This is a genomic window from Paracoccus zhouxuedongae (genome assembly GCF_041927815.1).
Classification (GTDB): domain Bacteria; phylum Pseudomonadota; class Alphaproteobacteria; order Rhodobacterales; family Rhodobacteraceae; genus Paracoccus.
Map to the genome: position 1 here is coordinate 85,474 of NZ_JBHFHM010000001.1, position 24,720 is coordinate 110,193.

Sequence of the window (24,720 nt, forward strand, 5' to 3'; positions counted from 1 at the left end):
GGCACCCAGGCGCGCGGGTCGGGCGCGGGCTGGTCGCGCCGCGCTGGCCATCGGCAAGGGCACTTGACGGGGGGCGCACTGGGCGCTTCTGGTGGCCGTCCACCAGGCGCGCCCTTTTGCTAGATCGCCGCGCGGGCCGCCCGCGCGATCACCAACTCCTCATTGGTGGGCACGACCAGTACGCGGGCGGTGGCGCATGGGGCGGTGATGTCGGTGTCACCGGCGGCGTTGCGGGCGGGGTCGATGGCAAGGCCCATCCAGCCCATCCCCTCACATGTGGCGGCGCGGATGGCGGGGGCGTTTTCACCGATCCCGGCGGTGAAGATCAGCGCGTCCACCCCGCCCAGAACGGCGGCCAGACTGGCGATTTCACGCCGCAGGCGGTGGATGAAATAGCCGATAGCCTGCTCCGCCTCGGGGCGATCCGACCCCTCAAGCACGCGCATGTCGTTCGAGATGCCGGACAGCCCCAGCAGGCCCGAGCGTTTATACAGCAGATCGCCCAGTTCCGCAGCGTCCATGCCCTGCTGCATCAGATACAGCAAGACGCCCGGGTCGATCTGGCCGGGGCGCGTGCCCATCACCAGCCCGTCCAGCGGCGAGAACCCCATGGTCGAGGCGACCGAGACCCCACCCCGCAGCGCGCAGGCCGAAGCGCCATTGCCCAGATGCGCGACGATCACCCGACCGGCATGAAGCGCAGGTTCGTGCCGGGCCAGCCAGCCTGCGATGTAGTCATAGGACAGGCCGTGAAAGCCATAGCGGCGAATACCCTGATCGGCCAGTTCGCGCGGCAAGGCATAGACATCTTCGACCCAAGGGTGGCTGCGGTGAAAGGCGGTGTCAAAGCAGCCGACCTGCACCGCGTCGGGGAAAGCCGCCTGGGCGGCCCGCACCGCCGCCAGATTGTGCGGCTGATGCAGCGGGGCCAGGGCCTCATAGCGCGACAGCCGGCCGACCAGACCCGGGGTCAGCACGGCAGGCGCGACCAGATCGGGGCCGCCATGCACGATGCGGTGGCCGACTGCGACCGGGATCGCGCCACCGGCCTGCCGGTCCAGCATCGCCAGAACCGCGCGCGCGGCCCCTGGGTGACCATCGGCCTGATCGCCCTGCAAGCCGTGTTCGATACGGCGGCCATCCGCCGCCTTGGCCCGGATCACCGCCGTCGGGCCACCGATCCGATCGACGATGCCGACCAGATCAGGCTGATCCGATGCCCCCCGAAACAGCGCGAACTTCAGCGACGACGACCCCGCATTCAGGGTCAGCACGGTCTTGTCGGCCATGGTCACGCCTGCGCCGCGATGCCGTTGATGCGCGCGTGATGGATCGCTGCCACCGCGCATGAGGCCAGCCGCGACATCTCGCTGTCGGAGCGAGAGTTCAGGATGATCGGCACCCGCGCGCCCATCACCAGGCCCGCGGCCTCGGCATGGCTGATATAGGCCAGTTGCTTGGCCAGCATGTTGCCCGCGTCGATGCCCGGCACCACCAGCACCTCGGCCCGGCCCGCAACGGCAGAGCGGATGCCCTTGGCACGCGCGGCGGCCAGATCGACCGCGTTGTCCATCGCCAGCGGACCATCGACCATGCCGCCGGTGATCTGCCCGCGCTCGGCCATTTTCGACAGCAGCGCCGCATCCATCGAGGACGGGATGTCGGGGTTCACGGTCTCGACCGCCGACAGCACGCCGACCTTGGGTTCGGCAATCCCGATCGAGATCGCCAGGTCGATGGCATTCTGGCAGATGTCGACCTTGGTCGGCAGGTCGGGCGCGATGTTGATCGCCGCGTCGCTGACCAGCAGCGGATGCGGCAGGCCCGGCACATCCATCACGAAGATATGGGTGAAGCGGCGGCCTGTGCGCAGCCCGGTCTGGCGATCCAGCATCGGGCGTAGCAGGTCATCGGTATGCAGATGCCCCTTCATCACCGCCTCAGCCCGGCCTTCGTTGACCAGCCGGACGGCGGCTTCGGCGGCCAGTCGCGGGCGCGGTTCGTGAACGATTTCAAAGCCCGAAATGTCTTCGCCAATCGCTTGCGCCGCGGCCAGGATGCGGTCGCGGTTGCCGACCAGGACGGGCGTGATGATGGTGTGACGCGCCGCCAGCAGGGCGCCACCCAGGGCGCTTGCCTCCTCGGGGCAGACGACGGCGGTGCGCAGCGCGGGCAGCGGCTCGGCCTGATGCAGCAGCGCATCGAAATGCCGGTGCGAGCGGACGACAAGGCCGGGAATGTCGCGGTCGTCATAGATCACCTTGCGGCGCGGCGCGACCACGCTGGCACGGCCCGACAGGATCAGCGCGCCATCGGCGGTGCGATGCACGGTGGTATCCAGATCGACGGTGCCATCGGGGTTCTTGGCGGCCACCGTCACGCGGGTGCGCAACTCATCCCCGGCATGGGCGCGGTCATGAAAGGTCAGCGTCTGCGCGCGATAGAGCGTGCCTGGCCCCGGCAACTGGTTGCCCAGCACCGCCGAGATCAGCGCCGCCAGGAACATGCCCGGCGCCACAGCCTCGGGCGTGCCGTCGCCATCGCCATCGGCATCGGGAATGTGCATCGGGTTATGGTTGCCCGAGGCATTTGCGAAGATCAGCAGGTCATCGACGGTGCACAGGTGGGTGTGTTCGGCCGCGGCCCCCAGGGTCAGTTCCTCGAACGTCTGGTTTTCAACCATGTCGCGTCTCCTTTCCACCTTCTGTGGTCCCGGCTATCGGCCGTTGGCGCGTCGGGTAGCAGCCTGACGTCACGTCAGCACGACCCGAATCGCCGTCGTTGCGGTTTTGGCGCAACATACGCGCGCCGGGTTAACAGGTCGTTGGCAAAGCTCGTCGATAACGGCGCTTTGACCACCACCGGAGGATCGCCATGAAGGATCGTTTCGCAGGCTTTGCGCCGTCGCTGACCAGCCCCGTGATGGGCGGCTTTGCCATCACCCCCAGCGACAGCGCCGCCCTGCCCGAGCTGACGCGCGCGCTGTATGTGGGCGGGGCGGGGGATGTGGCGCTGCGGCTGGCCTCGGGGCAGGCGGTGGTGCTGAAATCGGTCGCGGCGGGAACGCTGCTGCCGATGCGCGTGCAGTCGGTGCAGGCGACGGGCACAACCGCCACCGCGCTGGTCGGGATGGTGTGATGATCGGGGTTCAGGTCGATCTGACGCGGCGCGGGCGGGGCGCGCCGCAGCCGGTGCCGCAGCCCGTCCCCGACGACCCGTTTCCCGCCGATCTGATGGCGCAGGGCGGGACATTCCACCACTGGGCGGTCGAGGAAGCAGGCGCGACCTGGGCCACCCGCCATGGCGCGGCGCGGGCCTTGTCGGCGGTTGGTCAGCCGGGGCGCATCACCCGGGGCGGGGTCAGCTTTGTCGATTGCGCGGCGGGCTGCTATGACCATGTGGCCGCTACGCCGCCGATCGCCTGGGCGCCGCCGGTGGCCTGGTCGATCTGGCTGCTGACGGATGGGCAGCGCAGCGCGGCGGTCAATCTGTATCATGGACCGATGGTCGGCGGCGCCAACACCTCATCCACCGCGACGGTCTATGCGGCAACGCAGGCGCGGCTGTTTCTGGGCAATCCGGGCTATAACGCGCAATGGGCGTTGCCCACCGCCGGCGGGGCCGAAAGTCTGGAGTGGGATCTGCCGGGTGGCACCGGCGCGGCGCTTGCGGGGATCACGGCCTGGCGCAACGGCGTGGCGATGGCGCGGTCCTATCTGAACAACCGCGGTCTGTCCGAGGCCGGGCCTGTGCTGGTTCTGGGCGGCGCGCGCAATGCCAGCGGCGTGTCGGTGCCGGGCGGCCTGCGCATCCGCGACGTGGTGATGACGGTCGGCTGGACACTGGGGCCTGCACAGCGCGCGGCGCTGGAAAGCTATCGCCTGGCACGGCTGGCGGCTTAGGCCTCGGACAGGATCTTCAGGAAGGCCGGGCCGAAACGCCCGGCCTTTTGCGTGCCGACGCCGCTGATGGCGGCCAGTTGCGACAGGGTGCGCGGGCGGCGTTCGGCAATGGCGCGGAGGCTGCTGTGCGACAGGCTCAGCGGCTTTTCGGTGCCGTCGCTGCCACGCGCCAGATCGCGGGCGGCACTCTCCAGCCGGTCATAGGCGTCGCCCGCGCTGCGTCCGGCCAAGGCCCGGCGCGCCGGGTGCAGATCGGGCGCGTCGTCGTTGATGACCCGCAGGAAATCCTGGCCGTAGCTGTCCAGCTTTTTCGCGCCGACGCCGTTCACATGGGCCATCTGATCCAGCGTCTGCGGGCGGCGGGTGGCCATTTCGATCAGCGTGCGATCTGGGAAGATGACATAGGCGGGCACGCGCGCGGCCTCGGCCAGTTCGCGGCGCTTGGCCTTCAGCGCAGCCAGCAGGCCCGCGTCCTCATCGGCGACAAGCGCCTGGGCGGGGGCGCGTTCCGGGGCGCGCCGCAGGCTGTCGCGGCGCAGGGTGATGCGGACCTCGCCGCGCAGCACGGGCGGGGCGGCCTCGGTCAGCACCAGGGCGCCGTGGCGCGCAGGGTCGGGGCGCACCAGATCGAGGCCCATCATCTGCCGCAGGATCGCCTGCCAGTGCAGGCGCGGCAGATCGCGGCCCACGCCGAAGGTCGGCAGGCGGTCATGGCCGTTCTGGCGCACCTTGTCAGTGGCATTGCCGATCAGGATGTCGATGACATGGCCCGCGCCAAAGCGTTCATCCGACCGCAGCGCAGCGGACAGGGCCTTTTGCACCGCCTCGGTCGCGTCGAACAGATCGGGCGGGCTGTCGCACAGATCGCAATTGCCGCAGGGGGTGGCGTCCTCCCCGAAATAGGCCAACAGGCGGACGCGGCGGCAGCCGGTGGATTCCGCCAGCCCCAGCAGCGCGTTCAGCCGGGCGTGATCGGCGGATTTGCGGTCGGGCGGGGCAAGGCCTTCGTCGATTTGGGTGCGGCGCAGGCGGATGTCGTCGGCGCCATAAAGCGCGATCGCCTCGGCCGGGGCGCCGTCGCGGCCGGCGCGGCCGATCTCCTGGTAATAGGCCTCGATCGACTTGGGCAGATCGGCATGGGCGACCCAGCGAATGTCGGGCTTGTCGATGCCCATGCCGAAGGCGACGGTGGCGACGACGATCAGCCCGTCCTCGCGCTGGAAACGTGCCTCGGCGGCGCGGCGGGCGTCCGGTTCCATCCCGGCGTGATAGGCGATGGCGGTGTGGCCGGCTTCGGACAGCGCGGCGGCCAGGGTTTCGGTGCGTGCGCGGGCGGCGCAATAGACGATGCCCGACAGGCCGCGCCGGGCGGCGGCGATAGCCAGCATCTGTTCGCGCGGGCGGTCCTTGGGCTGAAACGCGATATGGATATTGGGCCGGTCGAAGCCGCGCAGAAAGGTGTCGGGCGTGCGTCCATCGAACAGACGGGTGACGATCTCGGCCTGGGTCTCGGCATCGGCGGTGGCGGTGAAGGCGGCCAGCGGCACGTTCAGCGCGCGGCGCAATTCGCCGATGCGCAGGTAATCGGGGCGGAAGTCATGACCCCATTGGCTGACGCAATGCGCCTCATCCACCGCGATGCGGCGGATCCCGGCGCGGCGCAGCAGCGCGGCGGTGCCGCCCATCGCCAGCCGCTCGGGCGCCATATACAAAAGCCGCAACCGGCCATCTTGCAGCGCCGCAAACACCGCGTCGTTTTCGTCAGGCGTATTGGCCGAGGTCAGCGCCCCCGCCGCCACCCCCGCCTGCTCCAGCGCCCGCACCTGGTCGCGCATCAGCGCGATCAAGGGCGAGACGACCAGCGTCACCCCATCGCCCATCAGCGCCGGAAGCTGAAAGCACAGCGACTTGCCGCCGCCGGTCGGCATGATCGCCAGCACATCGCGCCCCGCCGCAACCGCGCGCACGATCTCCTCTTGCCCGGGGCGAAAGGCGTCAAAGCCGAAAACCTCGGCCAGCAGGCGATGGGCTTCGGCCAAGGTCAGCCGCCGTAAAAAAAGCCCGCGTTGTTGGCCAGTGCCCGCTGGGCGATCAGCAGGATGATGAAGGCCACCAGCGGCGCCAGGTCAAAGCCCGGCGTGTTGGGCAGGATGCGGCGGATCGGCGTGTAGATCGGTTCCAGCAGGTTGGACAGGCCATACCAGATCTGCGCGACCAGCGGCTGACGCAGGTTCAGCACCTGAAAGGAGATCAGCCAGGACATGATGATATGGGCGATCATCACGAACCAGATGACATTCAGGATCATCGTCAGGGCCTGGTAAAGGGTGACCATGGCTTAGCCCTCGATCAGGATGCGCAACATGCGGCGTAGCGGCTCGGCCGCGCCCCACAGAAGCTGGTCGCCAATGGTGAAGGCGCCGACATAGTCCGGCCCCATCGCCAGCTTGCGGATGCGCCCGACCGGGATGGTCAGGGTGCCGGTGACCGCCACGGGCGTCAGGTCGCGCATCGTGTCCTCGCGGGTGTTCGGGACGACCTTCACCCAGTCGTTGTCGGCGGCGATCATCGCCTCGATCTCATCCACCGGCACGTCACGGTTCAGCTTGAAGGTCAGCGCCTGGCTGTGGCAGCGCATCGCGCCGACGCGCACGCAGAAGCCATCCACCGGGATCGCCGGGGCGTTCGAGCCGCCGACCGCATCCGGGCCGCGACCCAGGATCTTGTTGGTCTCGGCCATGCCCTTCCATTCCTCGCGCGACATGCCGTTGCCCAGATCCTTGTCGATCCAGGGGATCAGGCTGCCGCCCAGAACCGCGCCGAACTGTTGCGATTCATCCCCGCCCAGCATCGCCTGCTGACGCGCCAGCACCTTGCGGTCGATGTCCAGGATGGCGGATTTCGGATCGTCCAGCAGGTCGTGGACCTCGGCGTTCAGGGTGCCGTATTGGGTCAGCAGCTCGCGCATGTGCTGCGCGCCGCCGCCCGAGGCCGCCTGATAGGTCTGGGTCGACATCCAGTCGACCAGCCCGGCCTTGTAAAGCGCGCCGACCCCCATCAGCATGCAGGACACGGTGCAGTTGCCGCCGACCCAGTTGCGCCCGCCGCGCGCCATAGCGTCGCGGATCACACCCATGTTCACCGGGTCCAGCACGATCACAGCATCATCCGACATCCGCAGGGTCGAGGCCGCGTCGATCCAGTGACCGTCCCAGCCCTCGGCGCGCAGCGGGCCGAACACCTGCGTGGTGTAATCGCCGCCTTGGCAGGTGATGATGATATCGCAGGACTTCAGCGCGGCCAGATCATGCGCATCGCCCAGCGGCGCATCGCCCATCGGGGCCTTGCCGCCGGCGTTCGAGGTCGAAAAGAACACCGGGTCGATATGGTCAAAGTCGCCCTCGGCGGTCATGCGGTCCATCAGCACCGACCCGACCATGCCCCGCCAGCCAACCAGCCCCACACGCGGGCGCGCGCCACCCTTTTGCATCATCTCACCCATGTTCCTGCGTCGAAATTGGCGCGAACCTAGTGCAGGCGGGCGGGCGGTGCAATGGCGGCTGACCCGGCGGAACGGTTGACGCGGCCTTCAAGGGCTGGTTTTTCGGGGCAAAGCACCGATCCGTGAAAGGCCCGCCATGTATCCGTTCCTGCGTCTGGCGAAAGAGGCGATCAAGTTCCGCAATGCGCCCGCACTGCCGATCACCGGCACGCATGTGTCGCAGCACATCTGCTGGCCCTGGGATCTGGACCCCTGGGTCGAGCTTAACAATGGTCGCACCCTGACCCTGTATGATCTGGGCCGGATCCCGCTGGTGATGCGCACCGGCTTCATCAAGGTGCTGAAGGACAAGGGCTGGGGCATCACCGTGGCGGGCAACACCACCCGGTATCGCCGCCGCGTGACGATGTTCCAGCGGTTTCAGATGCGGTCGCGCTGCATCGGCTGGGACGCGCGGTTTTTCTATATGGAACAGTCGATGTGGCGCGGGGATGAGTGCCTGAACCACATGCTGCTGCGATCGGCCGCGATCAACAAGGGCGGCATGGTCCCGACAGCCGAGGTCGCCGCCGCCATGGGCGCGGGTGACAGCCCGGCCCTGCCCGACTGGGTGCAGGCCTGGATCGCGGCGGATGCGCAGCGCCCCTGGCCGCCGCAGATGTAAGCCGCGCCCGCGCGCCACCTTGCGGCGCTGCCCCCGAAAAAGGTGCGTATTTGGGCAAGAAAGAAGGGGCATGTCGTGCCCCAAGGGCCGGGGCAGGGGTGCAGATGACCCTGCGTCGGGGCGCAGCTTTCGCTTGCCGCAGGCCTGGCTTTCGGGCTTGATCCGCGCAAACGGGGGGCATCATGGTCAGCGCAAAGAAACGTATCTGGGGCTGGTATTTCTTTGACTGGGCAAGCCAGCCCTATAACACGCTGGTCCTGACCTTCATCTTCGGCCCCTATTTCGCCGAGGTCGCCCGCGCGCATTTCGCCGCGCAGGGGATGGAGGCCGCCGCCGCCGGTGCCGCCGCGCAAAGCGCCTGGGGCTGGGGGCTGACGGCATCGGGCATCATCATCGCCATCCTGGCGCCGTTGTTGGGGGCGGTGGCTGACCAAAGCGGGCGACGGATGGTCTGGATCTGGATCTTCTCGGTCTTTTATGTGGTCGGTAGTCTGGGCCTGTGGTGGCTGGTGCCGGTGCAGCCGCCGCTGATGAGCGTCGTCATCCTGTTCGGCATCGGGCTGATCGGGATGGAGTTCACCACGATCTTCACCAATGCCCTGCTGCCCGACCTGGCCGAGGATGAGCAGCTTGGCGGCATCTCGGGGTCGGGCTTTGCCTTTGGCTATGCGGGGGGCGTGGTGTCGCTGGCGATCATGCTGGCGCTGTTTGCCGAAAGCGGCGTGACCGGCAAGACGCTGATCGGGCTGGACCCGATCCTGGGGCTTGATGCGACCGCGCGCGAAGGCACCCGCTTTGTCGGGCCGTTCAGCGCGATCTGGTATGTGGTCTTCATGATCCCGTTCTTTCTGTGGGTGCGCGAGCCGCGCAGCACCCGCGCGCCGGTCGATCTGGGCCGGGCCTGGCGTGACCTGATGGCGCTGCTGCGATCCTTGCCGGGGCGGCGGTCGCTGTCGGCCTATCTGGGGTCGTCGATGCTGTTTCGCGATGCGCTGAACGGGCTTTATGCCTTTGGCGGGGTCTATGCCTCGGGCGTGCTGGGGTGGAGCGTGATCCAGATCGGCATCTTCGGTGTGATTTCGGCGGTGGCGGCGGCGATCGTGTCCTGGATCGGCGGGCGGGCCGACCGGCGCTATGGCCCGAAGCCGGTGCTGATTGCCACCGTGCTGGCGCTGATTGCCGTCTGCACGGTGATCGTGGGGATGACGCCCGCGTCGGTCTGGGGCGTGCCGATCAGCCCGGCCACGGCCAATGCGATCTTTTACGCCTGTGGCGTGGTGATCGGCGGTGCGGGCGGGTCGCTGCAATCGGCCTCGCGCACGATGATGGTGCGTCACACCACGCCCGACCGCGCGACCGAGGCCTTTGGCCTTTACGCGCTGTCGGGCAAGGCGACCGCGTTTCTGGCGCCCGCGCTGATCGCCGGGGTCACTGCGATCACGTCTTCGCAACGGCTTGGCATCTCGCCGCTGATCGGCCTGTTCATCCTGTCGCTGGTGCTGCTAATCTGGGTCAAGCCGCAAGGAGACCGCGCATGATCCGCAAGTTCATCATCCCCGCGCTGACGGCGCTTTCGCTGGCCGTTCCCATGGCCGCCCCGGTTCAGGCCGCACCTTTGGCCAAGGATCTGTTCGGCGCGCAGCGCGCGGGGTCGGGCGGTGCGCCGCAGGCCATCGGCAGTTATGCGCGCGGATGTGCCGCGGGCCTTGTGCAGCTGCCCGAGACCGGCCCGACCTGGCAGGCGATGCGGCTGTCGCGCAATCGCAACTGGGGGCATCCCGAACTGGTCGGCTTTGTCATCGGCCTGTCACGGGCCGCGCGGCAGATCGGGTGGCAGGGGCTGTATGTCGGCGACATGAGCCAGCCGCGCGGCGGCCCGATGCTGACGGGCCACGCCAGTCATCAGATGGGGCTGGATGCCGATATCTGGATGCTGCCACCGCCAAGCCTGCGGCTGTCGCCGCAACAGCGTGAAACGATCAGCTCGATCTCGGTGCGGACCGAGGATCAGCGCCGGATCAACGGCAACTGGACGCCCCAGCATCAGGCGCTGTTGCGCGCCGCCGCCAGCGATCCGCGCGTCGACCGGATCTTTGTCGCCGCCGCCGTCAAGATCGCCATGTGCAACGCCGCCGGGCCGCGTGATGCGGCTTGGCTGCAAAAGATCCGTCCGGCCTGGGGGCACAACTATCACTTCCACGTGCGGCTGAAATGCCCGGCCGGGTCGCCCAACTGCCAGACCCAGACCCCCACGGTGGCGCAGCTGTCCAAGGGCGGGTCGGGCTGCGACGAGACGCTGAACTGGTGGGTAACGGATGCGCTGAAGCCCCGCAAAGGGTCCGAGGATGACACCGAGACACCCAAGACCAAGCATCCGCGCCAGTTCACCCTGGCTGATCTGCCGCGCCAATGTGGCGCGCTGGTCGGGCGCTAGGGCGCGCGCCCGACGCCATGCGGATGCCCCCGAACCCGACCTGGGCGCTGGTCTTGGCCGGTGCGCTGTTCGCCGTGCCGCTGATCGCCGAAACGCCGCGCGCGCCGGTGCAGGCCGAGCTGGTCTCGGTCTTTGCCTGGCGCGACCCGGACCCGGCGTTCGGCGGCTTTTCGGGGATCGAGTTGGACGCGACCGGCACCGCGATGACGGCGATCACCGACCGTGGCCAGATCTGGCAAGGCCGGATCGAGCGCGACATGACAGGGCGCATCACCGGCGTCTCGGTGCTGGCGCGCGCGAAGCTGGCCGATTCCAAGGGTGAGGCGCTGCGCATCGGGCGGATGGCCGATGCCGAGGGGCTGGCGATGACCGCCGATGGCCGCATTGCCGTGTCATTCGAGGGGCTGGCGCGGGTGGTGCTTTACGATCACATCGACGCGCCGGCCAAGCCGCTGACCCGGCCACCGCCGTTCAAGGCGCTGGATGACCGCGACGGGCTTGAAGCCTTGGCGATCGATGCCGAAGGCGCCATCCACACCTTGCCCGAAAGCACCGCGACGCCCGACACGCCCTTCCCGGTCTGGCGCCACGATGGCAAGGGCTGGGATCAGATTGCCAGCCTGCCGCGTGATGGCGAATGGCGCGCGGTCGGGGCCGACTTTGGTCCCGATGGCCGGTTCTACCTGCTTGAGCGGCATTTCCTGGGCCTGCTGGGCTTTGCCAGCCGGGTGCGCCGGTTCGAGGCCGACCTGACCGGCGGCCAGGTGGTGCTGGAAACCACCCCGCGCACCCATGACAACCTTGAGGGGATCAGCGTCTGGCGCGACAGCAGCGGCGCGATCCGGCTGACCATGGTGTCGGACGACAATTTCGTCATCTTCCAGTCAACCGAGATCGTCGAATATCGGCTGCCCGATCAGGGCTGAGCGCGTGGCAGCAACCGCCCGATCAGTAGTGCGACCAGGATCACCAGAACCGGTCCCGCGACGATCAGCCCGATCAGGCCATCGGCCAGGTCCGGCGCGCCCTCGGCTGTGGCGGCGCCGAACAGGGTGGTGGTGTTGACGATGGAATGCAGCACCATCGGCACGATCAGGCTGCCCGACAGGTGATAGCCAAGCGCCATGACCGTGGCGAACAGGCCGTATTCCAGCACCAGCCCGTCTTGCCCGTCGCCGCCGTGGATGTCGATGAAGGCCCAGGCCGACACCGCCAGGGCGATCAGCAGCGCGACCTGCGCGGGCAGGCGGCGGGTCAGTGCATCCGGCTGGCGGCGGACAAAGCCGCCGCGCGTCAGCCCGTCGCGCAGGCCACGAAACAGCAGGCCGCGAAAGATGATCTCCTCGACGATCGGGGCGATCAGCGTGGTCAGCAGGATCATCATCAGATCGGCGCGCGGGTTCTTGCCGAAGTTCAGCAGCCGCTGCACCGCCTGCGCCTGATCGGCGGCCGCGGCGTCGCCCTTGATGGCGCCGATCAGCGACATGCCGCCATAAAACACCGCCAGCCCCGCCAGCCCGACCAGCAGGCAGCGGATCACCGGAGCACGCCCCAGTCCCACAACGCCGCGATCCAGCCGCCCCGCGCCAAGCGCCAGCAGCCCGACCGCCAGCACCCCGGCCAGGCCGAATTGCAGCAGCGCCCCAAAGCGGATGATCGGCACCATCCCCGTCAGCCCCAGCAGCAGCGCGGCGGGAAGCGCGGCCCCCCAGGCAAAGGGCAGCGGCGCGGGGCGCCAGGATTGGGGTGAAAACATCGGTCAACCTTTCGCGGATCAAGGGCGCGGGCCGCGTCGATTATGTGCCAAGGTCTGCGGCCCGCGCCGGCCAGACTGCCTTGGCATCATCCAGATTTGATCAAGGTGCGGTTGGCAAGCCTTCAAGGCCTACAAACTGGCCGCGACACGGAAATCGGCGGGGATCCGGTCGTGGCCGTCCAGCATCAGATCGGCGATCATCGCAGCCACACCGGGGGCCATCCCCACGCCGATCTTGAAGCCGCCATTGGCAATGACATGGCCGGGATGGCCGGGCCAGTCGCCCAGCATCGGCGCGCGCGACCGGGCGCGCGGGCGGGCACCGGCCCAGCGGTCGATCACCGGCGCATCGGCCAAAGCGGGGCAGGCGGCGCGGGCGCGCACGATCAGATCCTCCAGCCGGGCGTCGGTGGCCAGGTCGGCAAAGTCGCGCTCGGTCGTCGAACCGATGGCAGTGGTGCCATCGGCATGGGGCACGATGTGCAGGCCATCGACAAAGACCTGCGCGCTGGACGGGGCGGTATGGGCCAGCAGGGCCGACTGCCCCTTGATGCCCGCGCCGACCGGTCGCCCGATCTGGCGCGACAGCGCGTCAAGCCCCGCCGCGCCGGTGGCCCACAGCGTGCGGCCCATGCCGGGGCGGGGTGCCTCGGGGAAATCCGGGTCGATGTCGATCCGCCCGCCCAGGGCGCGCAGCGCCGCCGCCAGGGCCTGCCCCGCAGCGCGGGGGCTGATGCGGGCGCTCAGCGTGTCGAACACATAAAGCCCGGTGGGGCTGGGCGGGATCAGCCCCTCGGGCAGGTGCGGGGCCAGATCCTTGCGCGCCAGCACCCGCCATTCGGCGCGGCCCTGCCATAGGTCGGCCGCGCCCGCCGCGCGGTCATGCGCGCGCGCCACCGCCTGATCGTCGGGCAGCGGCTGCACCCGACCGCTGCACGCATAGCCCGGATCACGACCGCCCGCCTGCGCAACCTCGGCCCAGAAGGCGCCTGCCGCCAGCAGGCTGTCCAGTTGCACCTGCTTCTTGTCGTTCCACTGTTCGGGCACATGCGGCGCAAGCGCCCCCACATGCCCGCCGCTGGAGCCTGCGCCGATCCGGTCCCTTTCGACCAGCCGCACGCCCGCGCCGCGCTGTGCCAGCGTCACCGCGCAGGCCAGGCCAAAGATGCCGCCGCCGACCACGGTGATCGGATCGCCCGCTGGGTGTCTTGTCATTGCCGCCATCCCCGGTCAGTCTGCACCCGCTATTTCACAGACCCGCGCAGGCATCCAGTTGCAAACCGACGCACCCCTTCTTGACTGGCGCGATGGCGCGATCCCCGTGGCGCGGGTCTTTGACGACCCCTATTTCAGCCTGTCGGGCGGGCTGGCGGAAACGCGGCATGTCTTTCTGGCGGGCAACGGCTTGCCGGCGCGGTTCCGGGCGGGGATGCAGATCGCCGAACTGGGCTTTGGCACCGGGCTGAACCTGCTGGCCACCGTTCAGGCCTGGATGCAGGCCGCGACGCCCGGCCGGTTCCGCTTTGCCAGTTTCGAGGCCTTCCCGATGGCCGCCGCCGATGTGGGCCGGGCTTTGTCGGCCTTTCCCGAACTGGCGCCCTTGGCCGGTGATCTGGTCGCCGCCTGGGCCAGCGGCGCGCGGGATTTCGCGCTTGGCCCGGCGGATGTGCAGGTCATCATCGGTGACGCACGCGCCTGCCTGCCCGACTGGGCTGGCCGCGCCGATGCCTGGTATCTGGACGGCTTTTCCCCCGCCAAGAACCCCGAATTGTGGTCGCCCGATCTGATGGGGCAGGTTGCCGCCCATACCGCGCCGGGCGGTAGCTTTGCCACCTATACCGCCGCAGGCCATGTCCGCCGCGCCCTGGCCGAGGCCGGGTTCACCGTCACCCGCCGCCCCGGCTTCGGGTCCAAGCGGCACATGTCAGCGGGGGTCTTGGCATGAGCCAGCCCAACACACGCCGCGGCATCTGGCTGATGATCGCGGTGACCTTCCTCTTTGCCTGCATGGATGCGCTGTCCAGCCACCTCAGCCGCAGCACCAATGTCTATATGGTGGTGATGATCCGTTATTGGTTCTTTGCCGCCTTTGTCATCTGGCTGGGCATGCGCGGCGCGGGCGGCCTGCGCGCGGCGGCACGGTCGCGGACGCCCTGGCTTCAGGTGCTGCGCGGCATCCTTCTGGTGTGCGAGATCGTGGCGACGGTGCTGGGCTTTGTCCACCTGGGGCTTGTTGCCACCCACGCGGTGTTCGCCGTCTATCCGCTGATGGTCGCCGCCCTTTCTGGCCCGATCCTGCGCGAGGCCGTGGGCTGGCGGCGGTGGCTGGCGATCATGATCGGCTTTGTCGGCATCCTGGTGATCCTGCGCCCCGGCAGCACCGTCTTTGCCCCCGAGGCGATCTATCCCCTGATCGGCGCGCTGATCTTTGCCGTTTACAACCTGCTGAACCGCTATGTCGCGCGCGTCGACAGCGCGGCGGTCAGCTTTTTCTATACCGGCACGGTCGGGGCGGTGCTGGCGACGGTCCTGGGCATCCCGCATTGGCAGCCGATGGTCGGCACCGACTGGCTGTGGATGGGGCTGTTGTGCCTGATCGCCGCCCTGGCGCATTGGCTGATGATCCGCGCCTATGAACTGGCCGAGGCAAGCGCGCTGCAACCCTTTGCCTATTTCCAGCTGGTGTTCATCGCGCTGATCGGGTTTTTCGTGTTCCGCGAACAGGTGGCGCCGCATGTCATGTTGGGCGGGGCCATCGTCGTGTCGGCGGGGCTGTTCACCCTGATCCGGGGGCGCAGGCTGGCCCGCCGTCGGGGCCGCGCCGGCTAGGGCTGCACGGGCGCGGTCGGTTCGGGGACGACAGCCGGATCGCTGCCGCGCAGCGCCGCCTCGATCCCCCAGGGCACCGGGCCACCGGCCAGCCGCGCGCGATAAAGCGGGATCGCTTCGGCCACGCGCATGACATAGTTGCGGGTCTCGGCAAAAGGGATCGCCTCGACCCAATCGACGACATCGACCGCCGGATCGCGCGGATCGCCATTGGCCGTGGCCCAACGGCGGGGCCGCCCCGGCCCGGCATTGTATCCCGCCGCGACCATGGCGACCGAGGCCCCGAACTGGTCCTGCAAATGCGCCAGATAGGCGGTGCCCAGCAGGGCGTTGTAATCGGGATCGGTCATCTTGCCCTGATCGAATGGGATCGCCAGTTCCGTTGCCATGGCACGGCCTGTGTCGGGCATCACCTGCATCAGCCCAAGCGCCCCGGCCTGCGATGTCACGACCGGGTTGAACTCACTTTCGCGGCGGGCGATGGCCAGCGTCAGGTCCGGGGCGACGGGCAGCGGGTCGGCCTCGATCCCGGATGTCGGGTAAAGCGCCGCGGGAATGACGATGCCGCGTAGCGCCGCCGCCTTGCCGATCATCAGCGCCAGGTTCGGCTGGTTCAGCTCAAGCGCGAAACGGGCGACGCGGGGCACCTCGGCCTCGGGCAGGGTGCGGGCCAGTTGCAGAAGGAAACGGCGCGACAGATCGGCCTCACCCACCGTCCACAGCCAGACAGCCGCCTGCCACATCGGTTGATCGCGCAGCGCGGGCGCGCCGCGCCAATCGGGCAGGGGCTGAAGGCCGGTCAGATCTTCGGGCATCGGCAGGCCCGCACGTTCGGCGGCAAGCTGGCCGTAATAGGCGCTGCCCCCCACGGCGACGGCATGGGCATAGGCCAGATGCGCCCCCGCCAGATCGCCCGCCTGTTCATAGGCCCGCCCCTCCCAATAAGCGGCGCGTGACAGGCTGATCGGGGTGGACACGCCGGTGCGCAAAGCCGCGAAATGGTCGATCGCGTCATAGGGTTCGCCCGCTTTCAGCGCGCCATAACCCGCCAGCCATTCCAGATCTGCGAAATCCCCGCCCGAGGTCAGGCCATGCCCCGCAGCAAGCTGGCGCAGCCCGGCCCAGTCGGCTTGCGCCAAAGCCTCACGCGCAAGGCGCAGGCGGCCTGCCGACCAATCACCGGGATCGCCCATCGCGGCGGGGGCGATGGTGTCCAGCAGCGCGCGCGCGCCGTCAAGCTGGCCGGTGCGCAGCCGCCACTGAAAGCGGTCGCGGGTCAGGCCGGCGTGATCGCGCAGCCCCTCGGGCAGGGCGCGGATCAGACCGTCCACGCCCTCGCGCCGGGCTTGCAGCGCGATCCGGGCGCGGGCCAGATCGGCCTGCACCGGGTTCACATCCACCAGCAGCCGTTCGGCCTGATCCCAGCGACCGGCGGTCAGCGCGATCTCAAGCCGGGCGCGGTGATGCGGGGCCAGGTGCGCGCCGAAACGGGCGCGCAGGGCGGCTTCCTGCTCGGCGGTCAGGCTGGTGGTGCGCCAAAGCTGGCCAAGCGCGACCGCCGCCCGCGCGTCCTGTCCGGTCAGCGCCAGGGCGTCGATCCGGGCCAGCGATCCATCAACCGTGGCGGGCGGGTTCTCGGCGAACCAGCCCAGCGCCTGCGGGGGCGGGGCGGCGATGGCGGCGGCCTCGGCGCGGGCGCGGATGCGATCCTGATCGGGCCAGTCGGGATGGGCGTCCAGCCAGGCGCGATAATCCGCCAGCGGCGCACCCCCGGACCGCAACCGCATCCAGTCAGCCACCGCCTGCGCCACCGGGCCGGACCGCGCGGCAGCCTGCGCCGCCGCCCCCCAGTCGCGCTGATAGGCGGCGGCGACGGTGGCGCGAAAGGCCGCTTGATCCTCGGCCCCGGCGGGGCGCGTGGTCAGGGCAAGGCCGGGCAGGGCGGCAAAAGCCAGCCAAAGGGCGGGCATAAGGCGTTTCATGCACTCTCCATCTGTTGCCAGTTATGTCGCGGCAGGATAATCGCGGTGCAAGACACAATTCTGCCAACCAAGGACAGCAGCCATGTTCAAAGGGTCCATTCCCGCACTTGTCACGCCTTTCACCAAGGACGGGGCCGTGGACATGAAAAAGCTGCATGAGCTGGTCGAATGGCATATCGACCAGGGCAGCCACGGGCTTGTCCCGGTCGGCACCACCGGCGAAAGCCCGACCCTGACCCATGCCGAACACGGCCAGGTCATCGCCGAGGTGGTCAAGGCCGCGCGTGGCCGCATCCCGGTGATCGCGGGTGCCGGGTCGAACGCCACCGCAGAGGGCATCGGCCTGATCCGCCACGCACAAGAGGTCGGCGCCGATGCCGCGCTGGTCGTCACCCCCTATTACAACAAGCCGACGCAGCGCGGGCTGATCGCGCATTACACCGCGATGCATGATGCCTCGTCGCTGCCGATCATCATCTACAACATCCCCGGCCGCTCGGTCGTCGACATGATGCCGGAAACGATGGGCGAACTGGCCCGGCTGCCGCGTATCGTCGGCGTCAAGGACGCGACCGGCAAGCTGGAACGGGTGCCGCTGACCCGCATCACCTGCGGCCCGGATTTCATCCAGCTGTCGGGCGAGGATGCGACGGCGCTTGGCTTCAACGCCCATGGCGGCGTGGGCTGCATCAGTGTCACCGCCAATGTCGCGCCCAAGCTGTGCGCCCAGTTCCAGGAGGCGACCCTGCGCGGCGATTACAAGGCCGCGCTTGAGATCCAGGACCGGCTGATGCCGCTGCATGTGGCGATTTTCTGCGAACCCGGCGTGGCCGGGGCGAAATATGCCATGTCGCGTCTGGGCCTGATCGAAAACCATGTGCGCCTGCCGCTGACACCGGTGTCGCAGGCCACCGCCGATCAACTGGACGCGGCCATGCGTCACGCCGGGCTGCTGAACTGACGCCCCGCGGCGGGCGGGGTTGAACCCGCCCGCAAAAGCGGCCAGATCAGGGAAAACCTGAAAGGAGCCGCCATGTCCGTGACCCGAGAAGACGTTCTTGCCACGCTGTCGCGCATCGCCGACCCGGTTGCCGGAGGCGACATTGTGGCCTCGGGGCTGGTGCGGGCGCTGACCGTCGATGGCGGCACCATCCGCTTTGTCATGGAAATCGGGCCCGATCAGGCCGAGGTGATGACGCCTGTGCGCGCCCAGGCCGAGGCCGCGCTGCGTGGCCTGACCGGCGTGACCCAGGTGCAGATCGCGATGACCGCGCATGGCACGCCGAAACCGCCGCCGGATCTGAAGCCCCGCCCCTCGGCCACGGGCCCGCAGCCGGTGCCGGGCGTGCGGCGGATCATCGCCGTCGCCTCGGGCAAGGGTGGGGTCGGCAAATCGACCGTGGCGGCGAACCTCGCCTGCGCGCTGGCGGCGGCGGGCAAGCGCGTGGGCCTGCTGGATGCCGATGTCTATGGCCCCAGCCAGCCGCGGATGCTGGGTGTCAGCGCGCGTCCGGCCAGCCCCGATGGCAAGACCATCATCCCGCTGGTCGCGCATGGTGTGGCGATGATGTCGCTGGGCCTGCTCACCAAGGAAAACGAGGCGCTGATCTGGCGCGGCCCGATGCTGATGGGGGCGCTTCAGCAGATGCTGTTCCAAGTGGCTTGGACGCAGGGCGGCGCCGATCTGGACGTGCTGATCGTCGATCTGCCGCCGGGCACCGGGGATGTGCAACTGACGCTGGCGCAGAAGGTGCCGGTGACAGGCGCGGTGATCGTCTCGACCCCGCAGGACGTCGCGCTGCTGGATGCGCGCAAGGGCATCGACATGTTCCGCAAGCTGAACGTGCCGATCCTGGGCCTGATCGAGAACATGTCGGTGCATATCTGTTCGACCTGCGGCAGCGCCGAACATATCTTCGGCCATGGTGGCGTGCGCGCCGAGGCGGAACAGATGGGCGTGCCGCTGCTGGCCGAGATCCCCCTGCATCTGTCCATCCGCACCGGCGGCGATGACGGCGTTCCGGTGGTGGTCGCCGCGCCGGGCAGCCCGCAGGCCGAGGCCTTCCATCAGGTCGCCCGGCGTCTGATCGGCGGCGGGATCGTCTGAGTGCGGCTGCCCGGCGTCATCCTTGCCGGCGGGCGGTCCAGCCGGATGGGCGGCGGCGACAAGGGCCTGCGGCTGCTGGCCGGGCGGGCGATGATCGCGCATGTGATCGACCGGCTGACCCCGCAGGCGGGGCCGCTGGCGATCAATGCCAATGGCGATCCGGCGCGGTGGGCGGGCTTTGGCCTGCCGGTGCTGGCCGATCCGGTGCCGGGCTATCCCGGCCCGCTGGCCGGGGCGCTTGCGGCGATGGATTGGGCGGCGGCGCAGGGGGCTGGCGCGGTGGTCACGGTGGCTGCCGACACGCCGTTCTTCCCCGCCGATCTGGTCGCGCGTCTGGCCCATGGCGCGCCCTTTGCACTGGCCGCCAGCGTGGGCGCGGATGGCCGGATGCACGATCACCCGACCTTCGGCCTGTGGCCGGTGGCGCTGCGCGCGCCGCTGCGCGCGGCGCTGGAATCGGGTCAGCGACGTGTGCGCGACTGGGCGGCGGCGCAGGGCGCTGTGATCGTGGCCTTTGACGCCGGACCCGGCGGGCATGACCCGTTCTTCAACGTCAACACCCCCGAGGATCTGGCCGCCGCGCAGCTGATCGCCGGGCCTTAGCCGCGCCGGATCAGCCAGACCGTCGTGTCACCGGTGGTCGCCTGGTCGATCACCTGATGCCCCGCCTGATCGCAGAAATGCGGCAGGTCGATCAGCGCCATGCCATCGGTCGTCGCCATCCGCAGCACAGCGCCCTTCGGCAGGGCATTCAGCGCCTTGCGCGCCCGCAGCACCGGCAGCGGGCACAGCAGGTGGCGGGCGTCGATATCCTGATCGGGCTGGGTCATGGCGGCTGTCTAGCGCAAATGGCCGCGCCGAAAAAGATGCGCGTGTCGCATGACTTTTATCAAGGGATGGTTTGGATGTGGCTGATACGCGGAGGTCATGCCCATGCTGCGCCGCCTTTTGCTGATTCTGACGATCCTGCCGCTGATCGCGACGGGTGTCGCGCAGGCGGGCCTGCCGGTCGCCGGTGCGGGCGTCATGACAATGGAAATCTGCGCCGAGGGCGGCCCGCGCCAGATCAGTCTGGATGCCCAGGGCCAGCCCGTTCCGGCGATGCCCGGCGGCTGTCATTGCAAGCATTGCCTTGATTGCGCCGCCATCCCCGCCGTTGCGCTGCCCGATGCCGCGGCGCTGCCGCAGCCGCCGCGGGCGCGGCTGGCCGCGACGCTGACCCCCTTGCCCGTCCGCCAGGCCGCGCGCCTTCCGGGCGATCCCGAGGCCCGTGGCCCTCCAATTCGGTGCTGATGACATGCGACCTGCCCTGACGGCCCTGTTCCGCCTGCTTTGCCTGACCCTGACGCTGATCGCCGCCCAGATCGGCGCCGCGCCAAGTGCCTTGGCGCAAACCCCCGCCGCGCCGGTGCTGGCGCGTTTTCTGCCCGAAGTCGCCCCCGCCGATCTGGTGCCCGGCGCCGATGCCTATGGCCCGGTCCGCCGCGATCTGCCCGTCGCCCCGGTGCTGAAGGGCGATCAGACGCTGGGCTATGCCTTTATCACCAGCGATTTTGTCGGCACCACCGGATATTCCGGCAAGCCCATTCACACCATGGTCGCCGTCAGCCCCGAGGCGAAAATCCTGGGCGTGCGGCTGGTCAAACACTCCGAACCCATCGTGCTGATCGGCATTCCCGATGCCAAGATGAAGGCCGTCGCCGAGGGCTACCAAGGGCTTGATCTGGTGGCCGAAGCGGCCTCTGGCGGCACCGGGCATGAGCTGAACATCGTCTCGGGGGCGACGGTCACGGTGATGGTGATCGACGATTCCATCATCCGGTCCTCGCTGCGGGTGGCCCGCGCCTTGGGGCTGGGGGGCATGGCCGCTGACGCCGCCGCCAGCGGCCCGCGGTTCACCATCAACGACAGCGCCGAGGCCGCCGCCGATTGGTCCACGATGGTCGGCGACGGCACGGTGCGCCGGCTGGATGTGACCGTTGCGCAGGTGAATGAAGCCTTCGCCGCCCTGGGCGATCCGCGCGCCACCGCCCGCGCGCTGACCGATCCGCCCGACACCACCTTCATCGACATGAATGCGGCGCTTGTCAGCGTGCCGGGGATCGGCCGGGCGGTGCTGGGCGCGGCCGAGGAGGCGAACCTGAAATCCTGGCTGGCCGAGGGCGACCACGCGGTGCTGATCGCCGGGCAGGGGCTTTATAGCTTCAAAGGCTCGGGCTATGTGCGCGGCGGCATCTTTGACCGGATCGTGCTGATCCAGGACGATGTGTCGGTGCGCTTCCGCGACCGCCAGCACCGCCGCGCCGCGATCGCCGCGCCCGGCGCGCCCAACTTTGCCGAAGTCGACCTGTTCAAGATCCCGGCCGACAGCGGTTTCGATCCGACCAAGCCGTTTCGTATCCAGCTTTTGGCGCATCGCGACGTGGCCGCCATCGAAAAGGTCTTTACCACCTTCGATCTGGCCTATGACCTGCCCAAGGCGTTTCTGACGCAGCTGCCCGATCCGGCGCCCGAACCTGCCGCCGCGCCCGCCGCAGCGACCCCCGCCGCCGCCCCGGTCAGCCCCGCCATCGCCGCCGCCGACCAGCCCGAGGCCGAGGCCCAGGCCGCGCTGTGGCAGCGGATCTGGCAGGCCAAGACCCCGCAGGTGATCTTTTTGGGCGCGATGCTGACCGTGCTGACCGGGGTATTCTTCTTTCAAGAGTTCATCACCCGGTCCGAACGCGCCGTCTATTGGTTCCGCATGGGCTTTCTGACCCTGACCCTGGTGGTGCTGGGCTGGATGTGGAACGCGCAGCTTTCGGTCGTCAACATCATGGCCCTGGCCAATTCGCTGGCCACCGGCTTTTCCTGGCAGGCGTTCCTTCTGGACCCGCTGACCTTCATCCTGTGGTTCGCCGTGGCCGCCGCGCTGATCTTCTGGGGGCGGGGGGCCTATTGCGGCTGGCTGTGCCCCTTTGGCGCGCTGCAAGAGCTGCTGAACCAGATCGGCCGCCGCCTTGGCATCCCGCAGGTCACGCTGCCCTGGGGCCTGCATGAACGGCTTTGGCCGGTGAAATACATGATCTTCCTGGGGCTGTTCGGCGTATCGCTGGCCAGTCTGGAACAGGCCGAACATCTGGCCGAGGTGGAGCCGTTCAAAACTGCCATCGTGCTGAAGTTCGCGCGCGCCTGGCCGTTTGTGGCCTATGTCGCGGCGCTGCTGGCGGCGGGGCTGTTCGTCGAACGGTTCTACTGCCGCTATCTGTGCCCGCTGGGCGCGGGCCTTGCGATCCCGGCGCGGCTGCGGATGTTTGACTGGCTGAAGCGCTACAAGGAATGCGGCAACCCCTGCCAGACCTGCGCCAATGAATGCTTCGTGCAGGCGATCCATCCGACGGGTGAGATCAACCCGAACGAATGCCTGAACTGCCTGCATTGCCAGGTTCTGTATCACTCGAAAACCAAATGCCCGGTCGTCATCAAGAAGATGAAGCGGCGCGAAACCGTTGCGGCGGGATCGGTGCCCATCCTGACCGATGCGCCGCGACCGGGCCTGGCCAACCATCCCAATTTGACCTCGAAAGGAGTCTGACATGACCGATCTTCCGAAATCCGGCATCAGCCGCCGTGGCCTGCTGGGCGCGACCGCCGGTGGCGCGGCCCTGCTGGGCGGTGGCGCGCTTGGCCGGGGCGCGATGCTGGCGGGTGGCACCGCTGCCGTGGCAACCGCGACCGCGACCCCCGCCGCCGCCGAAACCGCGGCATCCGGCGCGGCCTGGCATCTGAAGCCGGGCGAACTGGACGAATACTACGGCTTCTGGTCCTCGGGCCAGACCGGCGAGATGCGGATTCTGGGCGTGCCCTCGATGCGCGAATTGATGCGGGTGCCGGTGTTCAACCGCTGCTCGGCGACCGGCTGGGGCCAGACGAATGAATCGATCCGCGTGCATCAGCGCACGATGACCGAAAAGACCCGCAAGCAACTGGCCGCCAATGGCAAGAAGATCCATGACAATGGTGATCTTCACCACGTCCACATGTCCTATACCGACGGCAAATATGACGGCCAGTATGTGTTCATGAACGACAAGGCCAACACCCGCGTCGCGCGGGTGCGCTGCGACGTGATGAAATGCGACCGCATCCTGGAGATCCCGAACGCCAAGGGCATCCACGGGATGCGCCCGCAAAAGGTGCCGTCGTCCAAATACCTGTTCTGCAACGGCGAGGATGAGGCCCCGCTGGTCAATGACGGCAGCACGATGGACGACGTGTCGACCTATGTGAACATCTTCACCGCTGTCGACACTGCCGAAATGACCGTCGCCTGGCAGATCATGGTGTCGGGCAACCTGGACAACTGCGACGCGGATTATGAGGGCAAATATGCCTTCTCGACCTCGTATAACTCGGAAATGGGGATGAACTCGGCCGAGATGATGGAGGCCGAGATGGATCACGTCGTGGTCTTCGATCTGGCCGCGATCGAGGCCGGCATCGCCGCCGGCGACTATCAGGAGCTGAACGGCTGCAAGGTGCTGGACGGGCGCAAGGAAAACGCCGCCAAGCGTTACACCCGCTACATCCCGATCCCGAACAACCCGCATGGCTGCAACATGGCGCCGGACAAGAAGCACCTGTGCATCGGTGGCAAGCTGTCGCCCACGGTCTCGGTGATCGACGTGACCAAGCTGGATGCGGTGTTCCAGGATCAGGCCGAACCGGCCAGCGTGATCGTGGCGCAGCCGGAACTGGGCCTTGGCCCGCTGCACAACGCCTTTGACGGCGAAGGCAACGTCTACACCTCGCTGTTCCTGGATAGCCAGGTGGTGAAATGGAACATCGAAAAGGCCATCGCCGCGCATAACGGCGAAAAGGTCGACCCGATCATCCAGAAGATCGACGTGCAGTATCAGCCCGGCCACCTGAAGACCTCGATGGGCGAAACGCTTGAGGCGGATGGCAAATGGCTGGTCTGCCTGTCCAAGTTCAGCAAGGACCGGTTCCTGAACGTCGGCCCGCTGAAGCCGGAAAACGACCAGTTGATCAACATCCAGGACGGCAAGATGGAGGTCGTGCATGACGGCCCGAACTTTGCCGAACCCCATGATGCGATCGCCGTGCATCGGTCGAAGATGACCAACATCCGCTCGGTCTGGGATCGCCACGACCCGATGTGGGCCGAGACCCGCGCCCAGGCCGAGGCCGATGGCATCGATCTGGACAACTGGCAGGACAGCGTTATCCGCGACAAGGACGACCCGACCAAGGTGCGCGTCTACATGACCAGCCAGGCCCCGAACTTCGCCCTGGAAAGCTTCGAGGTGAACGAGGGCGATGAGGTGACGGTGATCGTCACCAACCTGGATGACATCGACGACCTGACGCATGGCTTCACCATGGGCAATCACGGCGTGGCGATGGAGGTCGGGCCGCAGGCGACGTCCTCGGTCACCTTCGTGGCGGCGACGCCGGGGGTCTACTGGTATTACTGCCAGTGGTTCTGCCACGCGCTGCACATGGAAATGCGCGGGCGCATGTTCGTGCGGCCCAAGGCGTAAG

23 protein-coding genes are annotated in these 24,720 nt (G+C 68.3%); 14 read left to right on the forward strand and 9 right to left on the reverse strand.

Going from position 1 to position 24,720, the window contains the following annotated elements; genetic code table 11:
- Positions 1-119: 119 nt before the first annotated feature.
- Both ACEYYA_RS00395 and ACEYYA_RS00400 read right to left on the reverse strand, forming a co-directional pair.
- Positions 120-1,289, reverse strand: a complete 1,170-nt coding sequence (locus ACEYYA_RS00395; RefSeq protein WP_374796430.1) for an acetate/propionate family kinase — start codon at positions 1,287-1,289, stop codon at positions 120-122.
- 2 nt (positions 1,290-1,291) lie between these two features.
- Positions 1,292-2,683: a bifunctional enoyl-CoA hydratase/phosphate acetyltransferase gene (locus ACEYYA_RS00400; RefSeq protein WP_374796432.1), complete on the reverse strand. Its 1,392-nt coding sequence runs from the start codon at positions 2,681-2,683 to the stop codon at positions 1,292-1,294.
- Positions 2,684-2,874: 191 nt separating this feature from the next.
- Between ACEYYA_RS00400 and ACEYYA_RS00405 the strand changes: the two genes are divergently transcribed.
- Together ACEYYA_RS00405 and ACEYYA_RS00410 are read left to right on the forward strand one after the other, a co-directional pair.
- Complete coding sequence (locus ACEYYA_RS00405; RefSeq protein ID WP_374796434.1) at positions 2,875-3,138, forward strand: spike base protein, RCAP_Rcc01079 family; 264 nt, start codon at positions 2,875-2,877, stop codon at positions 3,136-3,138.
- Positions 3,138-3,902, forward strand: coding sequence for a hypothetical protein (locus ACEYYA_RS00410; protein WP_374796436.1), 765 nt, complete (start codon positions 3,138-3,140; stop codon positions 3,900-3,902). Before ACEYYA_RS00405 ends, ACEYYA_RS00410 begins: the two co-directional genes overlap by 1 nt.
- On the opposite strand, the gene recQ is transcribed toward ACEYYA_RS00410, so the two are convergent.
- The 3 genes from recQ to asd are packed head-to-tail and all read right to left on the reverse strand — an operon-like array spanning position 3,899 to position 7,404.
- On the reverse strand, positions 3,899-5,941 hold the full coding sequence (recQ, locus tag ACEYYA_RS00415) for a DNA helicase RecQ (RefSeq protein ID WP_374796438.1): 2,043 nt from the start codon (positions 5,939-5,941) through the stop codon (positions 3,899-3,901). The two genes, ACEYYA_RS00410 and recQ, sit on opposite strands and share 4 nt — an antisense overlap.
- Positions 5,942-5,943: 2 nt before the next feature.
- Positions 5,944-6,237 (reverse strand): YggT family protein, encoded by a 294-nt coding sequence (locus ACEYYA_RS00420; RefSeq protein ID WP_374796440.1) that lies wholly within the window; start codon positions 6,235-6,237, stop codon positions 5,944-5,946.
- Positions 6,238-6,240: 3 nt separating this feature from the next.
- The gene (gene asd / locus ACEYYA_RS00425; protein ID WP_374796442.1) at positions 6,241-7,404 is read right to left on the reverse strand and encodes an aspartate-semialdehyde dehydrogenase; all 1,164 of its coding nucleotides are present in this window, start codon (positions 7,402-7,404) and stop codon (positions 6,241-6,243) included.
- 136 nt (positions 7,405-7,540) lie between these two features.
- Here asd and ACEYYA_RS00430 point away from each other — a divergent pair, with 136 nt between their 5' ends.
- The 4 genes from ACEYYA_RS00430 (at position 7,541) to ACEYYA_RS00445 (ending at position 11,428) form a co-directional block, all read left to right on the forward strand.
- Entirely contained in the window at positions 7,541-8,068 is a 528-nt protein-coding gene (locus ACEYYA_RS00430; protein WP_374796444.1) for a thioesterase family protein, read from the forward strand.
- Between the two features lie 182 nt (positions 8,069-8,250).
- A complete protein-coding gene (locus tag ACEYYA_RS00435; protein WP_374796446.1) occupies positions 8,251-9,606 on the forward strand; it encodes an MFS transporter in 1,356 nt (451 codons plus the stop codon).
- Positions 9,603-10,502: a penicillin-insensitive murein endopeptidase gene (mepA, locus tag ACEYYA_RS00440; protein WP_374796448.1), complete on the forward strand. Its 900-nt coding sequence runs from the start codon at positions 9,603-9,605 to the stop codon at positions 10,500-10,502. Before ACEYYA_RS00435 ends, mepA begins: the two co-directional genes overlap by 4 nt.
- Before the next feature lie 17 nt (positions 10,503-10,519).
- Positions 10,520-11,428 (forward strand): esterase-like activity of phytase family protein, encoded by a 909-nt coding sequence (locus ACEYYA_RS00445; RefSeq protein ID WP_374796450.1) that lies wholly within the window; start codon positions 10,520-10,522, stop codon positions 11,426-11,428.
- Here the strand turns inward: ACEYYA_RS00445 and ACEYYA_RS00450 are convergent.
- Both ACEYYA_RS00450 and ACEYYA_RS00455 read right to left on the reverse strand, forming a co-directional pair.
- Positions 11,419-12,258, reverse strand: a complete 840-nt coding sequence (locus ACEYYA_RS00450) for a CPBP family intramembrane glutamic endopeptidase (protein WP_374796452.1) — start codon at positions 12,256-12,258, stop codon at positions 11,419-11,421. The genes ACEYYA_RS00445 and ACEYYA_RS00450 overlap by 10 nt on opposite strands.
- A gap of 129 nt (positions 12,259-12,387) precedes the next feature.
- Complete coding sequence (locus ACEYYA_RS00455; protein WP_374796454.1) at positions 12,388-13,473, reverse strand: NAD(P)/FAD-dependent oxidoreductase; 1,086 nt, start codon at positions 13,471-13,473, stop codon at positions 12,388-12,390.
- Between ACEYYA_RS00455 and mnmD the strand changes: the two genes are divergently transcribed.
- Both mnmD and ACEYYA_RS00465 read left to right on the forward strand, forming a co-directional pair.
- A complete protein-coding gene (gene mnmD / locus ACEYYA_RS00460; protein ID WP_374796456.1) occupies positions 13,424-14,203 on the forward strand; it encodes a tRNA (5-methylaminomethyl-2-thiouridine)(34)-methyltransferase MnmD in 780 nt (259 codons plus the stop codon). The genes ACEYYA_RS00455 and mnmD overlap by 50 nt on opposite strands.
- Complete coding sequence (locus ACEYYA_RS00465; RefSeq protein WP_374796458.1) at positions 14,200-15,087, forward strand: DMT family transporter; 888 nt, start codon at positions 14,200-14,202, stop codon at positions 15,085-15,087. The genes mnmD and ACEYYA_RS00465 overlap by 4 nt, the downstream gene beginning before the upstream one ends.
- Here the strand turns inward: ACEYYA_RS00465 and ACEYYA_RS00470 are convergent.
- Positions 15,084-17,069 (reverse strand): lytic transglycosylase domain-containing protein, encoded by a 1,986-nt coding sequence (locus ACEYYA_RS00470; RefSeq protein ID WP_374796460.1) that lies wholly within the window; start codon positions 17,067-17,069, stop codon positions 15,084-15,086. The two genes, ACEYYA_RS00465 and ACEYYA_RS00470, sit on opposite strands and share 4 nt — an antisense overlap.
- 82 nt (positions 17,070-17,151) lie before the next feature.
- Between ACEYYA_RS00470 and dapA the strand changes: the two genes are divergently transcribed.
- The 3 genes from dapA (at position 17,152) to mobA (ending at position 19,779) form a co-directional block, all read left to right on the forward strand.
- Positions 17,152-18,030 (forward strand): 4-hydroxy-tetrahydrodipicolinate synthase, encoded by an 879-nt coding sequence (dapA, locus tag ACEYYA_RS00475; RefSeq protein WP_374796462.1) that lies wholly within the window; start codon positions 17,152-17,154, stop codon positions 18,028-18,030.
- A 72-nt stretch (positions 18,031-18,102) separates the two neighbouring features.
- Positions 18,103-19,176: an iron-sulfur cluster carrier protein ApbC gene (gene apbC / locus ACEYYA_RS00480; RefSeq protein WP_374796464.1), complete on the forward strand. Its 1,074-nt coding sequence runs from the start codon at positions 18,103-18,105 to the stop codon at positions 19,174-19,176.
- On the forward strand, positions 19,177-19,779 hold the full coding sequence (gene mobA, locus ACEYYA_RS00485) for a molybdenum cofactor guanylyltransferase MobA (RefSeq protein WP_374796466.1): 603 nt from the start codon (positions 19,177-19,179) through the stop codon (positions 19,777-19,779).
- On the opposite strand, the gene ACEYYA_RS00490 is transcribed toward mobA, so the two are convergent.
- On the reverse strand, positions 19,776-20,006 hold the full coding sequence (locus ACEYYA_RS00490; RefSeq protein WP_374796468.1) for a sulfurtransferase TusA family protein: 231 nt from the start codon (positions 20,004-20,006) through the stop codon (positions 19,776-19,778). The genes mobA and ACEYYA_RS00490 overlap by 4 nt on opposite strands.
- A 103-nt stretch (positions 20,007-20,109) precedes the next feature.
- Between ACEYYA_RS00490 and ACEYYA_RS00495 the strand changes: the two genes are divergently transcribed.
- The 3 genes from ACEYYA_RS00495 to nosZ are packed head-to-tail and all read left to right on the forward strand — an operon-like array spanning position 20,110 to position 24,719.
- A complete protein-coding gene (locus tag ACEYYA_RS00495) occupies positions 20,110-20,469 on the forward strand; it encodes a hypothetical protein (RefSeq protein ID WP_374796470.1) in 360 nt (119 codons plus the stop codon).
- A gap of 4 nt (positions 20,470-20,473) precedes the next feature.
- Positions 20,474-22,750 carry a 4Fe-4S binding protein gene (locus ACEYYA_RS00500; protein ID WP_374796472.1) on the forward strand — a complete coding sequence of 759 codons (2,277 nt, stop codon included), beginning with the start codon at positions 20,474-20,476 and terminating at the stop codon, positions 22,748-22,750.
- Position 22,751: 1 nt separating this feature from the next.
- The gene (gene nosZ, locus ACEYYA_RS00505; RefSeq protein ID WP_374796474.1) at positions 22,752-24,719 is read left to right on the forward strand and encodes a TAT-dependent nitrous-oxide reductase; all 1,968 of its coding nucleotides are present in this window, start codon (positions 22,752-22,754) and stop codon (positions 24,717-24,719) included.
- The last annotated feature ends 1 nt before the right edge of the window (position 24,720 follow it).

Coding starts and splice junctions, on each gene's coding strand:
- ACEYYA_RS00395 (WP_374796430.1), bottom strand. CDS start 1,289: ATGGCCGACAAGACCGTGCTGACCCTGAATGCGGGGTCGTCGTCGCTG.
- ACEYYA_RS00400 (WP_374796432.1), bottom strand. CDS start 2,683: ATGGTTGAAAACCAGACGTTCGAGGAACTGACCCTGGGGGCCGCGGCC.
- ACEYYA_RS00405 (WP_374796434.1), top strand. CDS start 2,875: ATGAAGGATCGTTTCGCAGGCTTTGCGCCGTCGCTGACCAGCCCCGTG.
- ACEYYA_RS00410 (WP_374796436.1), top strand. CDS start 3,138: ATGATCGGGGTTCAGGTCGATCTGACGCGGCGCGGGCGGGGCGCGCCG.
- ACEYYA_RS00420 (WP_374796440.1), bottom strand. CDS start 6,237: ATGGTCACCCTTTACCAGGCCCTGACGATGATCCTGAATGTCATCTGG.
- asd (WP_374796442.1), bottom strand. CDS start 7,404: ATGGGTGAGATGATGCAAAAGGGTGGCGCGCGCCCGCGTGTGGGGCTG.
- ACEYYA_RS00430 (WP_374796444.1), top strand. CDS start 7,541: ATGTATCCGTTCCTGCGTCTGGCGAAAGAGGCGATCAAGTTCCGCAAT.
- ACEYYA_RS00435 (WP_374796446.1), top strand. CDS start 8,251: ATGGTCAGCGCAAAGAAACGTATCTGGGGCTGGTATTTCTTTGACTGG.
- mepA (WP_374796448.1), top strand. CDS start 9,603: ATGATCCGCAAGTTCATCATCCCCGCGCTGACGGCGCTTTCGCTGGCC.
- ACEYYA_RS00445 (WP_374796450.1), top strand. CDS start 10,520: ATGCGGATGCCCCCGAACCCGACCTGGGCGCTGGTCTTGGCCGGTGCG.
- ACEYYA_RS00450 (WP_374796452.1), bottom strand. CDS start 12,258: ATGTTTTCACCCCAATCCTGGCGCCCCGCGCCGCTGCCCTTTGCCTGG.
- mnmD (WP_374796456.1), top strand. CDS start 13,424: ATGCCGCCGCCGACCACGGTGATCGGATCGCCCGCTGGGTGTCTTGTC.
- ACEYYA_RS00455 (WP_374796454.1), bottom strand. CDS start 13,473: ATGACAAGACACCCAGCGGGCGATCCGATCACCGTGGTCGGCGGCGGC.
- ACEYYA_RS00465 (WP_374796458.1), top strand. CDS start 14,200: ATGAGCCAGCCCAACACACGCCGCGGCATCTGGCTGATGATCGCGGTG.
- ACEYYA_RS00470 (WP_374796460.1), bottom strand. CDS start 17,069: ATGAAACGCCTTATGCCCGCCCTTTGGCTGGCTTTTGCCGCCCTGCCC.
- dapA (WP_374796462.1), top strand. CDS start 17,152: ATGTTCAAAGGGTCCATTCCCGCACTTGTCACGCCTTTCACCAAGGAC.
- apbC (WP_374796464.1), top strand. CDS start 18,103: ATGTCCGTGACCCGAGAAGACGTTCTTGCCACGCTGTCGCGCATCGCC.
- ACEYYA_RS00490 (WP_374796468.1), bottom strand. CDS start 20,006: ATGACCCAGCCCGATCAGGATATCGACGCCCGCCACCTGCTGTGCCCG.
- ACEYYA_RS00495 (WP_374796470.1), top strand. CDS start 20,110: ATGCTGCGCCGCCTTTTGCTGATTCTGACGATCCTGCCGCTGATCGCG.
- ACEYYA_RS00500 (WP_374796472.1), top strand. CDS start 20,474: ATGCGACCTGCCCTGACGGCCCTGTTCCGCCTGCTTTGCCTGACCCTG.
- nosZ (WP_374796474.1), top strand. CDS start 22,752: ATGACCGATCTTCCGAAATCCGGCATCAGCCGCCGTGGCCTGCTGGGC.